Source organism: Peribacillus sp. FSL R5-0717, assembly GCF_038002945.1.
Taxonomy (GTDB): Bacteria; Bacillota; Bacilli; order Bacillales; family DSM-1321; genus Peribacillus; species Peribacillus frigoritolerans.
In genome coordinates this window covers 1,384,637-1,397,487 of sequence record NZ_JBBOOF010000001.1, presented here as the reverse complement: position 1 = coordinate 1,397,487, position 12,851 = coordinate 1,384,637, and the positions used below count along the sequence as shown (strand labels likewise).

The 12,851-nt window shown below is 38.4% G+C and carries 14 protein-coding genes and 1 riboswitch; of the genes, 11 read left to right on the top strand and 3 right to left on the bottom strand.

Features of this window, described 5'->3' with window-relative positions; translation table 11 throughout:
* Positions 1-61: 61 nt before the first annotated feature.
* From NYE65_RS06810 to NYE65_RS06795, 4 genes are all read left to right on the top strand, one after another.
* Positions 62-199 (top strand): hypothetical protein, encoded by a 138-nt coding sequence (locus tag NYE65_RS06810; protein WP_340860128.1) that lies wholly within the window; start codon positions 62-64, stop codon positions 197-199.
* On the top strand, positions 200-1,801 hold the full coding sequence (locus NYE65_RS06805) for a sodium:solute symporter family protein (RefSeq protein ID WP_340860127.1): 1,602 nt from the start codon (positions 200-202) through the stop codon (positions 1,799-1,801). It begins immediately after the preceding gene.
* A 353-nt stretch (positions 1,802-2,154) separates the two neighbouring features.
* Positions 2,155-3,558, top strand: a complete 1,404-nt coding sequence (locus NYE65_RS06800) for a deoxyguanosinetriphosphate triphosphohydrolase (RefSeq protein WP_340860126.1) — start codon at positions 2,155-2,157, stop codon at positions 3,556-3,558.
* Positions 3,559-3,576: 18 nt separating this feature from the next.
* On the top strand, positions 3,577-4,269 hold the full coding sequence (locus NYE65_RS06795) for a hypothetical protein (protein WP_340860124.1): 693 nt from the start codon (positions 3,577-3,579) through the stop codon (positions 4,267-4,269).
* Between the two features lie 803 nt (positions 4,270-5,072).
* Here the strand turns inward: NYE65_RS06795 and NYE65_RS06790 are convergent.
* On the bottom strand, positions 5,073-5,567 hold the full coding sequence (locus NYE65_RS06790) for a L,D-transpeptidase family protein (protein WP_340862098.1): 495 nt from the start codon (positions 5,565-5,567) through the stop codon (positions 5,073-5,075).
* A 210-nt stretch (positions 5,568-5,777) separates the two neighbouring features.
* On the opposite strand from NYE65_RS06790, the gene NYE65_RS06785 reads away from it, so the two are divergent.
* The 3 genes from NYE65_RS06785 (at position 5,778) to NYE65_RS06775 (ending at position 7,526) form a co-directional block, all read left to right on the top strand.
* The gene (locus tag NYE65_RS06785) at positions 5,778-6,104 is read left to right on the top strand and encodes a hypothetical protein (RefSeq protein ID WP_370027490.1); all 327 of its coding nucleotides are present in this window, start codon (positions 5,778-5,780) and stop codon (positions 6,102-6,104) included.
* Between the two features lie 163 nt (positions 6,105-6,267).
* On the top strand, positions 6,268-6,993 hold the full coding sequence (locus NYE65_RS06780) for a ZIP family metal transporter (RefSeq protein WP_034309799.1): 726 nt from the start codon (positions 6,268-6,270) through the stop codon (positions 6,991-6,993).
* Positions 6,994-7,154: 161 nt separating this feature from the next.
* The gene (locus NYE65_RS06775; protein ID WP_340860121.1) at positions 7,155-7,526 is read left to right on the top strand and encodes a hypothetical protein; all 372 of its coding nucleotides are present in this window, start codon (positions 7,155-7,157) and stop codon (positions 7,524-7,526) included.
* Positions 7,527-7,619: 93 nt separating this feature from the next.
* Here NYE65_RS06775 and NYE65_RS06770 read toward each other — a convergent pair whose 3' ends face one another.
* A complete protein-coding gene (locus tag NYE65_RS06770) occupies positions 7,620-8,489 on the bottom strand; it encodes a 5'-methylthioadenosine/S-adenosylhomocysteine nucleosidase (RefSeq protein WP_340860120.1) in 870 nt (289 codons plus the stop codon).
* A 178-nt stretch (positions 8,490-8,667) separates the two neighbouring features.
* Positions 8,668-8,771: riboswitch (purine riboswitch) on the bottom strand.
* 867 nt (positions 8,772-9,638) lie between these two features.
* On the bottom strand, positions 9,639-10,565 hold the full coding sequence (locus NYE65_RS06765; RefSeq protein WP_340860119.1) for an NAD(P)-dependent alcohol dehydrogenase: 927 nt from the start codon (positions 10,563-10,565) through the stop codon (positions 9,639-9,641).
* A gap of 207 nt (positions 10,566-10,772) precedes the next feature.
* Between NYE65_RS06765 and NYE65_RS06760 the strand changes: the two genes are divergently transcribed.
* The 4 genes from NYE65_RS06760 to NYE65_RS06745 all read left to right on the top strand — a co-directional run bounded on the left by NYE65_RS06760 (position 10,773) and on the right by NYE65_RS06745 (position 12,847).
* Positions 10,773-11,342: a dihydrofolate reductase family protein gene (locus NYE65_RS06760; protein WP_340860117.1), complete on the top strand. Its 570-nt coding sequence runs from the start codon at positions 10,773-10,775 to the stop codon at positions 11,340-11,342.
* Positions 11,343-11,766: 424 nt separating this feature from the next.
* Positions 11,767-12,258, top strand: a complete 492-nt coding sequence (locus NYE65_RS06755; RefSeq protein ID WP_340860116.1) for a DUF6773 family protein — start codon at positions 11,767-11,769, stop codon at positions 12,256-12,258.
* Positions 12,259-12,286: 28 nt separating this feature from the next.
* Positions 12,287-12,484, top strand: a complete 198-nt coding sequence (locus tag NYE65_RS06750) for a helix-turn-helix transcriptional regulator (RefSeq protein ID WP_034309784.1) — start codon at positions 12,287-12,289, stop codon at positions 12,482-12,484.
* A 108-nt stretch (positions 12,485-12,592) separates the two neighbouring features.
* Positions 12,593-12,847 carry a sigma-G-dependent sporulation-specific acid-soluble spore protein CsgA gene (locus NYE65_RS06745; protein WP_034309781.1) on the top strand — a complete coding sequence of 85 codons (255 nt, stop codon included), beginning with the start codon at positions 12,593-12,595 and terminating at the stop codon, positions 12,845-12,847.
* The last annotated feature ends 4 nt before the right edge of the window (positions 12,848-12,851 follow it).

The following is a 12,851-nucleotide window of genomic DNA, read 5'->3' as shown; positions in this document are numbered from 1 at the left end:
TGGTATGGATATTGCATATTTAAATGATTGATTATTTCTATTTTGATAAGGGGGTCAAGAAATGGGCGAGCTGATTTTCTCTTTAAGCTATGGGGGTTCCTTAATTGTCATGGGATGGATCACGAAGGTTTTCCTAGTAAAAATGAAAAGAAATCAAGAAGAAATAGCAAAAGATCCGATTGAAAAGGTGGGGATGTAAGTGGCCTTTCTCCTTGGTATTATCATATCCTTTTGTGTGTACGTCTCGATTGGCATCTTTTTATTCAGGAAAGTGAAAAGTTCGGAGGAATACTATGTTTCTGGTCGAAGCGGAAACACATTGATGATAACGGGTACGCTTGTTGCCTCTTTCCTAAGTACGGTATCTTTCATGGGAGAAGCGGGATTTTCCTATGAAGGGTATCCGATCCTGCTGCTGATTCTCGTCATTTTTAATGCAAGCGGCTATATATTCGGAGTGTTCCTGTTTGGCAGGTATTTAAGAAGAAGCAAATCATTGACCGTTCCTGAATTTTTTGGTAATCGCTTTCATTCTAAGAAGGTAAGGCTGGCGGCTGCGATCACGACGATTCTTGGAATCGCTGCATACTTGGTTGCCGTTACTCAAGGGGCAGCCGTTTTATTGGCCGAGGTTTCCGGGGTTTCCTATCCAATGGCCCTGGTGATCATGTGGGTCGTGTATTCATCCTTCACCATTCTCTCAGGAGCGAAGGGGGTCATGGTCAATGATACGGTGATGTTCTTTTTATTCTCGATTGCAACGTATCTTAGTTTTCCTTACATCATCAAATCCGCAGGCGGGTTTCCTGATGCCGTTACGAAAGCGGCAAACCTGGCTGAACGACCTGATTTATTAAGCTGGCATGGCATTACCGGACCTGCCGCAACGATGGGCACTCCTTGGGAAGCATTGGCCTGGGCCGTCATCATGGGCTTGGTCTGGGGCATTGTCATAGCAGTGAGTCCATGGCAAAGCAGCCGATACTTGATGGCAAAAAATGAACACGTAGCCATCCGGGCCGGGGTATGGGCAACGATATCCATTTTGACGGTCTATTTGTTTCTTCATATTAGCATATCGACAATCACCACGATTAAAGCGGATATCGCCCCGACGGAAAAGGTATTCATTTGGGCAGCGATGAATATTGTCCCGACATGGCTTGGAGTCATCATCGTCAGCGGCATCATGGCTGCGGCCTTATCATCCTGTTCAAGCTTCCTGCAGATTATAGGAAGCAGCATAACACGGGATATCATGGAACAATCACGGAAAAAGGAATACACCGATCATCATCTATTACGGGCCAGCCGCATTTCCATGGTTGTGATCAGCTTGATCATCTTATTGATTGGATTGTTCCAGCCGCCTGCCGTCATGTGGATCGGCTACTTTGCGGCTACACTATTTGCGGCATCATGGGGACCGATTGCCATTTCAAGCGTATTCTCAAAGAAGGTAACGAAGGAAGGCGCATTTTGGAGCATCGTATTCGGCTTCGTTGGCGTCATTCTCGGAGAAAGTCTCGGCATGTTCGGAATAAGCCTACCCGTTTACCTTAATCCTGTCATCATTGGTTTAGTCTTAAGCATAGGCGCACTTATCATTGGTTCCAAGTATGGAACGATCACCATCGAAGAAAGGGAATTTCATGCCAATATCCTTCAAACCCCGATTGAAATAGACGAGCAAAAAGAAATGAACATCACCCGCAGATACCCAGCCTATTTAATGATCAGCGGCGTCATGATCATCATGGTTACACTAGTGTTTTATTATTGGCCGATTAATATGAATTGAATGAGATGGCAGGGGGAATCCCCTGTCATTTTTTACTTTTTGCCTTTTAGTAAATTTGACGGAAATCATTAAAATTGTTATAAAATTCTTCTGAATCTGTAGTTAAAATTTGATTGGTTGTTTAAGGTCTTGTGAGTGAGAATATCTCTTATGACCATTAAGTCTATGATCAGTGATTCTTTTCTCTAATAGTCATATTAATTAATGTTGCCTTTAATTATTACTCGATTAGCACATCCGTTTGTTCATGACTTGTATCATGTTAAGCAAATGAAATCGCAATAATGTTTTTATTAGAGAAAAGTATCGAAAAATAATGTAAAATTACATTATAAAGAAGGGGGAGAAACATTTTGTTAGAATGGAAAAAATTATTAAACACCGAGAGGCAGAGAAAATCATTGGGAAAGAGCTTCCCACATAGGAATGAATTTGATAAAGACTATGAGAGAATTATATATTCTTCTTCTTTAAGAAGGTTACAAGATAAAGCACAGGTATTTCCCTTACAAAATAACGACTTTATTCGCACAAGATTAACTCATTCTTTAGAAGTAGCTTCTTTGGGGCGTTCTTTAGCTTGGAATATTGGAAATTGGTTGATTGAGATTGATGAATTTGAAGATTTTGCAAAGGCAAAAGAGTTAGCTTCGTTAGTAGAGGTATCCTGTTTAGTCCATGATTTAGGAAACCCTCCGTTCGGACACTATGGAGAAGATATTATCCGGAAATGGTTTGAGCAATGGTTTAGGAGCCCCGCATTTGAAAAGGCTGAGGTAAGACACGGAAGTTTAAATGAGCAACAAAAAAATGATTTCTTATTTTTTGAAGGTAATGCACAAGCAATTAGGATACTATCTAAATTACAATTTTTAAATGATCCTTACGGAGCAAATTTCACATATGGAACCTTAGCGACTTTAATGAAATACCCTTGGGCTTCTAATCATGCCAATGTAACTGAAAAAGGAAAGAAAAAATTTGGTTTTTTCTATGCAGAATCAGATTTATACACAAAAATTTCCGAAAATGTAGGAATTGGAGAATGTAGACATCCTGCCACGTATATATTAGAGGCAGCAGATGATATTGCTTATTTAACTGCAGATATAGAAGATGCCGTTAAAAAAGGCGTATTTAATTGGGAAGAAGAGTATTTTAAATTAAAGAAAAAATTTGAAGGTAAATATGAAGGCAATTTTGCTGATTTAGAAAAATACAGAAAACAAGCTATAGACAATAAGGTTCCCAATAAAGCTCTTATAGATGTTCAAAATTTTAAAGTTTCCATGCAAGGTGCACTGATCTATGCCGTAGTAGATGCATTTAAAGCTAATTATAGCAAGATAATGAAGGGTGAATTTGAAGGTGATTTACTTTCAAGTTCATCAGCAGAAGAACTAGCAGAAGATTTAAGAGAATTAGCCTTTAAACACGTTTTCTCTAATAAAGAAGTGTTGACTTTGGAGCTAGTTGGGGATAAAGTAATGTCTGACTTACTAACATTATTTGTAGATGCAGTGACCAATATTGAAGACTTGAAAAAGTCAAAAACTAAACATGAAAAATTAGTACATTTAATCTCAGAAAACTTTAGGCATATTCAACGTTTCAATGAGGAAGGAAAGCCTGAAGTAGACTTTGCAAATATGAAATTATATAATAGATTATTATTAGTTACTGACTTTATTTCGGGAATGACTGATGGCTACGCAGTAAATCTACACCAAGAATTATTAGGTGTAAAATTACCATAATTTTTAGAGGGGTGTCCGATGAGTAAATTAGAAGGCATTATCAAGGATAATTTAATATGTCTACTTAAAGAACAGTCAGAAACCCTGGAATTTGTAGAAAAATTAGCTGAAACAGGTGAATTACTCTTTTTTGGTGGTGCTGTTAGGGATGTTTACATCAAAAATGAGCAAAAAATATTCCCTCGAGATTTTGACATAGCAATAAAATTTAAGAATGAAAGAAAATTTTATCAACTCATAGAGGAGTATGAGTTTAAAAAGAATAGATTTGGTGGATATAAATTTAAGATTTCAGGTATAGATTTTGATATATGGGATTTAAACAATACATGGGCTTTTAAAAATACAGATTTAGCAGCTAGTGAGGAAAATTTAGCGAGGTCTGTTTTTCTTAATATAGATGGAATAGTCTATAATTTTAACACTGGTTGTCTACACGCTGAATTATTAAAAGAAACTTTAAAAAGATCAGAACTTGATATCAGTTTAGAAGAAAACCCACATGTAGAATTGAATCTTCTAAGAGCATTGGTCTTTAAAAGGAAATACAATCTAGATCTTTCCAATAAATTAAAGACTGTTTTTAAATTTTATAAAGAGCGCTCAAACAAAGACAATCTAATAAATAACTTATTTGAAGTTCAGTTATCACACTATAAAGCAGAGAAGCTTTCACGAGATGAGTTGGAAAAAGAATTACACTATATATAAAACCTTCATCAGCTTTAACTGAAAATCAACTCAAAAAGAGAAGATGCTTTTCTAATTTCCTTATTCTAATATTTTATTTATAAATACTTATCGAAAGAGAATGTTTTAACTATTTTAAACAAGGTCACCCCTTATAAACATAAGGGGTGACCTTGTTTATTTATGTAGGTAAACATTTTACTCTAATTAATAATAATCATTGTGACTTGAGGCAGTGTAATATACTTCCTTTTAAGCAAGGTATTTAAAATAGCCCTGAATTACAACAAAAATCGGAACACTGAAAAAAGCATTGCCAGTAATTGGTGGGAAATCGGACATAGTCACTTCTCGTAATAGTAAGAATGTCCAAAGAATTGAATATGGAGAAAAAATACTTATCTTAGAAAATGAAAAGTTGTCAGTAAACTAAAGAAATAATAGTTAATAGAAAAGTATCATACTCAATTAACATTAGTAGTATAAGTGGTAGGTTATCTATGTCAATGGAAAATTACCTACTACACTAATTAGCTTTTTCCACTTCATTTAGTTCTTATTATACAATCTTACAGTATGGTGGTTATTAGCACTTCTCTATAGTGTTTTATACACTTATATAAGCTTAAGTATTTTTATATGCTATAACATAGGAAATGTCCCCTAAGGGAATGTAGATGAACATTACGATATGTCTCCTTATTTTTCTTTCTTTCCCCTCGTTACTCTAGCTCGCTTTAACATTAATGAAGAAGAGGTGAAATGTTTTGCCTAAGAACTTAGGCATTTTTTATAAAAAAAGTGTCCAGGTTTCCCTAGACACATTAAGGATGAATAGTAACCGATGTCCCGATTGGAACAATCCTTGATAATTCCTCCACGTCCCGATTATGCATGCGAATACAGCCTTTTGAGACGGCTTTACCAATCGAGCTGGGATCATTCGTTCCATGAATGCCATAATGTTCTTTTGATAAACTCATCCACATCGTTCCGAATGGGCCTCCGGGGTTGGGGGCTTTATTGATGATGATGAACTGTCCTACTGGTGTACCGAACAGCATTCTTCCAACGGCGATTGGATATTGTTTTTGCAGTACGCCATTTTTAAGCAGCCTTAACTTACGATTATTGACGGACACATCGATTCTAAATGGAATGGTATCAGCCGGAGGAAAACCAGGGATCATGATGGGCTGGCCAACATTAATGACATTTGGATTTATGGTCGGGTTAGCAGCGATGATTTCAGATAGCGGTTTCCGGTAGTCCCTGGATATCTGTGTCAGTGTTTCACCTGGTTTAACTGTATGAATCAGTCTGAACACCTCCATAGGTTATAGTGGTCACGTTACATTCTATGTGAATTTTTAAAAGTGTTTCGTAACTCGCTGTTATCTGTTTTTAATAAAACTTATATGTTAAGTAACTATGCCGAAAAGAAACCGAAATGAACTTTTGATAAAATAAGTTTTTATCAAGATGGATTTTTGTTAGTTAATGAGGGGGAAATTAGGGTGGAGGAACATGTGAAAAAGGCTTTAGTAGAATGGAATGAAGAAATCAGTGATGTTTTAAATGGAATAGAAAAAGAGTATGAAGAAGTTAAGCGTGAACTTCAGGTTTATTCCTATAAATTTAATATTACCAAGCAAGTTGTGCAATCCACTATAAATGATGAAATTATTCGAAACATCCGCGAGCTCTATCATAAACCTTTTGAACAAAAATTGAACGAATTGAAAGAGTCGATAAAAGAACTGGAAGAAAAGAGAAAGGTTTTTCAAATGTTTGTCGATAAAATCGAAAAGGTTAGTGAAAGAGAAGAAGGAAAACCGCAAATATCAGTCATATAAGGCAGCGAAGAGTACGACTCAGAACAACTCTACCATTCCATACACAAAAACCATGGCAGCGAATATACCTGCTTTTTTTTGCTGGAATAGTAAAATACGTCCCTTGTTTACCCCAACATCAACCCGGGTACACTATCCTATAAAAAGGAAATGGGGGAATTCTATGTGGAATGCGGTCTTTTGGGGAGGGGTATCGGGTTCTGCCGTCCTGCTTGGCGCACTTGCCGCCATCCTCATTCCGATAAAGAAAAACATCATTGGCTATATTATGGCCTTTGGTACGGGTGTATTGATCGGTGCCGCGGCATATGAGCTGCTTGCTGATTCGGTGAGTGATGGAGGAATCTGGGCGACGGGGATCGGATTCATAGCAGGGGCAGCCGTGTTTACTGCCTTGGATTTTCTTATTTCCAAAAAAGGTGCGGATAAAAGGAAACGGTCCAATAATAGCTCTTCGAAGGAAGCGGGCCTAGCCATTTTCATCGGGACGGTGATGGATGCCATACCGGAGTCGATCATGATTGGCGCAAGCTTGATAAGCGGCGGCTCGGTAAGCTGGCTATTGGTCATTGCCATCTTCATCAGTAATATTCCGGAGGGGCTCTCGAGTACGACGGGTCTGCTCAAAAGTGATTACTCCAAGAAGAAAATCATGCTGCTATGGTTTTCCGTCCTGATCATTTCGGCACTATCCTCGATGTCGGGCTATCTATTCCTCGATCATGCCCCGGACTATGTCCTGGCAGCGATGGCAGCCTTTGCGGGAGGGGGAATCATCGCGATGATCGCCTCAACGATGATGCCTGAAGCATATGAAGACGGAGGGCCGATCACGGGCATATTCACCGCTGCGGGCCTGCTTATCTCTTTGGTTCTGGATTCGATGTAAGATTGTCCCCTTGGAAGGAAGGGGGGCAATTTTTTTTGTGAATTCTATCATAGAAGGAAATGTACAAGGAATCTATCTCGAAAAAGAATTGTTGGTGTTAAAATATCATTTCAAATCATACACTCTTCATATAGATTTTAGACATTGAGGAGCTGTTGGAAATGAACTTCGAGATGCAAATAGCGAATATGTTAGCTGATAATTTAAAAGGTTTCATCACATTCGTCCGGGAAAATCATGAAAATGAAAACAACTGCTTTTGTTCAAATAAAGATAAATTGTATCAATTGAGGCTTCTTGTTGAGGAGTTTAAGTTTCAAGTATTGGCCGACGAACTTAAACGGATCAACCGGTTTACCTGGGATGAAAACTATACGCACTTATTAGTTGATAGATTCAGAAAAGGGATGGCAATCATTGAAGAGTACGTTGAAAATAACTACAGCGATTTATTCATTTTCACCGCTAGACTTTACACGTTGAATAGCCTCAGCTTAACCTTTTGCAAGGAGGAAGAATCAATAGTCAGCTAATTAGAGCACCTGCGAAAAAAAGAAGAGCACATAATATGTGCTCTTCTTTTCATTCATTATAGGTATAGTTGACCAAAAAGATTCAGCCTGATCTTATTTGCTTGGCATCGCAGAGATATATTTTTTGACCACTTCATACACATACTCTTGATTGGCTGCTGCTGTATTAGGGTTATATTTGCCGCCATTCGTTTTATTATTGGATAGTACCCGTATACCTAGGAAAGGCACATCGTAAGCTTTGGCGATTTGTGCTGCCGAAGCTCCTTCCATTTCTTCAACGGATGTACCATATTTCGTATGGAACCACTTAATTCGATCCACTTCATTATTCCAAACGTCTGCAGAACCGATAGTACCATCGACAACCTTACCTTTTGTGTAAGTATCCTTAACTGCATGAGCAGCTGCGAGTAAATCCTTATCTCCCTCATAGAAGCGTGGTTTTTCAGCATTAGGATCTTCTCCTGCACTTCCTTCAGAAGCCATTAGGTCCATTGGTTTCCATATGGTTGGATCGATTCCTTCATTTTCAGCTTTATCGGCCGTTTTTAGTGAACCTAGGTTTACCGTTCTTTCTCCTAAAACAATATCAAAAACGTTTAAGCTTGGATCATGTCCGCCTGATGTCCCTTGATTGATGATGGCAATAGGGTTATATCTTTCAATGGCCAATGCTGTAGCGGCAGCCGTATTTTCCATCCCTTTACCTGTTTTTGCAACGATTACAGGATAATTGTCCAACGTTCCCATGTAAAATACAAAATCCCCTGATTTTTCTTCTTTCACATTTTTTAACCTTTTCGCGAAATTTTCAGCTTCGATTGGCATTGGACCTTGAATCATGATCGGCCTTTGTGTCTTTTTCTCGACCGTTTCATTTTTGGAAGCAGAACTGCAAGCTGCAATCACCGACACGAAAAGTAAAGTAATGATTCCTAATAGAGTGTACTTTTTTAACATGTTTTTTCTCTCCTTAAAAACAAATTATCCAATTGTTTGAAACACTCGCAGTTGTGGTCAAAGAAAAAGGTCCAGAACGGCAGAATGAATGCTGCCTTCTAGACCTACGAAAGTCAAAGTATAGATAATCAAGCAAAAATGAAGCGATTGCTAAATCATTAGCTGCTTAAAAAGCGGGCGGCCGAATACTTTAACTCGTAGTCTAGTTCTTTAACTGGGAACCAGGTAGAAACGCTCAGACCATATTTCCGAGCATATACGAGTAATTACGATTATTACTTTGCTAATATAACAAACAAATGCTAGATAATCAATATAAAAGTGAACATTAAAATATAAATGTAAAGTAATGTTCGTGTTTTCGGGGTGTGGTTCGATGGAAAAGCTATTTTTTACAAGGTAAATGGGTTTTAGTGGGATTTGGACACAATCATAATGTGGGTGATTTTCGAATAGTATAATTTAAAGGCGAAGTCAGAGATAGAAGATTCGGAAGTGTCTCAACCCGAACATAACTTTAAAACAAGACTATGGTTTAGGTGTAAATCTGATCGTTGATTTCCACTCCAGGCACTCGCTTTCCGCGGGGTCTCCATTGCCCACGCTTTTCCCGCAGGAGACTCGTACCTTACGTTCCAATCACTGGAACTACTTTTTTAAGAAATATTGTAGGGTCTGGCGGTCCATCAACTTTCCGGTAAAAGGAGTTCCGAATTGCTCTCGCCCAGAACCAAAATTTTAAAGGTAAACTAGAATACTCTTCATAGTTTTTTTCAGTATTCCTTAAAGGGTTGAAGAGATTTGCAACACTCCTGCCGAATAACTGGCTAGCCAAGACCCCACAGGCGCATGCGCCGAGGAGGCTTGGCAGACAGTCGGTGGAAGGGAACGGGTTTCTGCAATAATCTGAAGTGTTTTCTTGGAAAAACTGTAGGCTAGTCTCAATTATGTTTAGACTAGTTTATCCTTTAAGTTTTTTTCAGTAATCCTTATTGGAATGAAGAAATATGCAACACTCCTGCCGAAAAACTGGCTTGCCGAGACCCCACAGACGCGTGCGTCGAGGAGGCTTGGCAGACAGTCGGCGGAAAGGGAGCGGATTTCTGATATCAACTGAACGCTTTATTTATAAAAAGACTATGGATTTGATCAGGGGGTATCATCATCAACCAAAGTTATCACGACATTTCCTTTTTTATGTCCTAGCTCTACGTATTTATGAGCTTCGGGAATCTGTTCCAGCGGGTAGCGTTTATCAATGACCGATTTTAATTCTCCAGTTTCGATTAGCTCTTTGAGAAATAGTAAATCTTCCGTACGTTCCTTTGCAATTCCTTGACCTACAACGGACACGTATCGCCCGTTCGGGGTTAGTGCTTTTTTGCATGTGGCTTTCGAGCTTTTCCCGACTGCATCAAAGATGATATCATACCGCTCTTGTCTTTCCGTAAAATCCTCTTCGGTATAATCTATTACTTTATCGGCTCCCAATGATTTCACCAATTCAAAATTTGCGGCACTGCAAACTCCGGTAACTTCTGTTCCAAAGTATTTGGCCAGCTGCACCGCGGAAGTGCCCACCGAACCGGACGCTCCATAGATGAGGACTTTTTGCCCGTCCTGGATATTGGCTTTTCTGAAAAAATGCAGAGTTGTCGTTCCGCCAAAAGAAACGGCGGCGGCTTCTTCATAGGTCATATTGGCAGGCTTCAATGCGATTGGTCCGTCTTCAGGTAAGCATGTGTATTCGGCATGGGCACCGAAATTCATTCCAGTCATGGCAAAAATCTGGTCGCCCTTTTTGAATTTCGTCACATTCCTCCCCGTGTCTTCTATCTCCCCGGACAACTCCACTCCGAGTATCGGTTTTCGCGGTTTTCTAAGACCCAGGAATATTCGCATCGGCAGCCATAATAAGAAAGGGCTATTGAAACTCCGGACTCTCACGTCCCCAGAAGCCACTGTTGCCGCGTGAACCTTTACCAGTATTTCGTTGTCATTGGGCGTTGGTTTTGCTACCTCTTTGAGTTCCAGTACATCAGGTGAACCGTATTTCGTGCATACCATTGCTTTCATCGCAAGTCTCCTTAGTTTTTGATTCAATCTTTTAATACTATGATGGAAGCTGTAAGATAAAACTAACGTAACTGAAGTAACTTCTGATGAAATGTTGAAAAACAGTGATTATTCATGGGGATTCACTGAGCTAATAAGAGTACGTTCATTCGGATAAAGCCGCGAAACCTTTGGCTTTGCTGATAAACGGCAAAAGGAGATTTAAGAATGACCATTAATGAAAGACCAAGAAGAATTATTTTAGATTTAGCAGTTACATTAGATGGATTTATTGAAGGGCCGAATGGAGAAATCGACTGGTGCATTATGGACTCTGAAATGGGGTTCATTGATTTCTTGAATCAAATTGATACTATTTTTTATGGAAGAAAAAGCTATGACTTATGGGGGCAATATACGCCAGAAAATGAGGTGTCCGATACTGAAAAAGAAATGTGGAATATCGTTCATAGCAAACAAAAATTCATGTTTTCTAAAACGAAAAAAAGCACTGATAATAACGTAACGCTCATAAATGATGATATTGTTGAAGAAGTAAATAAAATAAAGAATACGCCTGGTAAAGACATCTGGCTTTATGGAGGGTCAAGTCTTATTACATCTTTTATAAGATTGGGGCTGGTTGATGAATTCAGGTTATCTGTTCACCCTGTTATTTTAGGGGAAGGAAAACCTTTGTTTATTGACATAAAGGAGAGATTGAACCTAACACTGGTTAATACAAAAAGCTTTTCCTCTGGCGTTGTCCAACTTTGCTATCATCTTAATGAAGAGTAATTGTTAAGCATGATGATATATTTCTTTTTAGCATTAAAATGATCAACCTTTATTATGAAAAATTCATAATTAGATAAAAGAGTAACTCCATTTAAAAAAAATGGAGTTTTTGTATTTGCCGTTAAATTAGATTGAAGGGAATTAATGCACTATTTGTTATTGAATTTACGATATCGACAAAACTGCAGTTTTATCTCCGAAAATAAAGATATATCGACGAAAACTGCCGATTTATCTCCGAAAATGGAGAGATGCGAGTAAAGCCCTAAATAAGGAAGTAGAGGGATCCGGACTTGATGTGTGGGTACCTTTTTTTATACATAATGCAATTTATAAATTATAAAATGTAATATATATGTTGCAAAAAGTAAAATGAATCATATAATAAGAGTAAGAAATGGAATTAAATGGAGGGTGATTAAAGGTGAATCTATTTAAACGAACGAAAAAGATCACGGATGAGCGGATTGAGAATGTAAGAAATAAGATTTATAAAGAAATGTATTATGTCATGTTGGTCATTTGCCTGGTGAGTGCACTTTTCAAATTATATAAATATGGTGCAGGCAGCGGGGAGCTATATCTGGAATTCGCGATCCTTGTTGGAGGGGGGCTGTATTACTTAGCTCGTTCGATTTTCTTAGGTGTATTCTGGGATGAGGTGGAGATGCATGACCGCACAAGCAAAACACCGATGAGCAAGAAGACGGTTCTTGGAGCGGTTGCTTTAGCACTTATCATCGCTATATTCATGGGCGTGAATAGTGCTGTATCCTATGCCGATGGCAGTTCCCAAGGCGTATGGTATTTTATATTGGTATCGTTTGTATCCGTCATGATCTATTTGCCGATTTTACTTCTGTTTTTTGGCGGTATATACTTGCTGGCGAAGAAAATCGGAATGAAAAATAGCTAAGATAATAAGAAATAGTAGGTGCTGTCCCTTGAAAAATATAAAACTGAAGCTTGCGAGAGTAGAAAAGGACTTGTCACAAGAAGAACTGGCCAAGATTGTCGGCGTATCCAGGCAAACGATAGGATTGATTGAATCCGGAAAGTATAATCCCTCATTAAGTTTATGTGTCGGAATTTGTAAAGCATTATCCCGTACATTGGATGATTTGTTTTGGGAGGAAGACTAATTGGGTATCCATTGACTTGGATATCTTTTTTTTCAGGAATTTATCATCAAAAAATGGGGGAAGGTATAGCATGTAAGCAAAAATCTAACATTCGAGAGGGATGGTTTGATGGATCGTACGATTGGTTACTTACGTGAGATATTGTCTAACTATACGGACCAATATCCTGAGGCGCAGGAAATATATAATAAAATCAAAAGCGGACACTTTCATTCTGAAGAAGAACTCGTCAATAAGCTATCCGGTAAAGAGGCCAGTCTCCTTAACCATATTCTTCCTCAGGAAATCAAGCATGCAAAGGAAGCGAGTGATTCGGAACGGGTCACGCAATTATCAGAGGTATATGAACTGATTATTATATGATGAA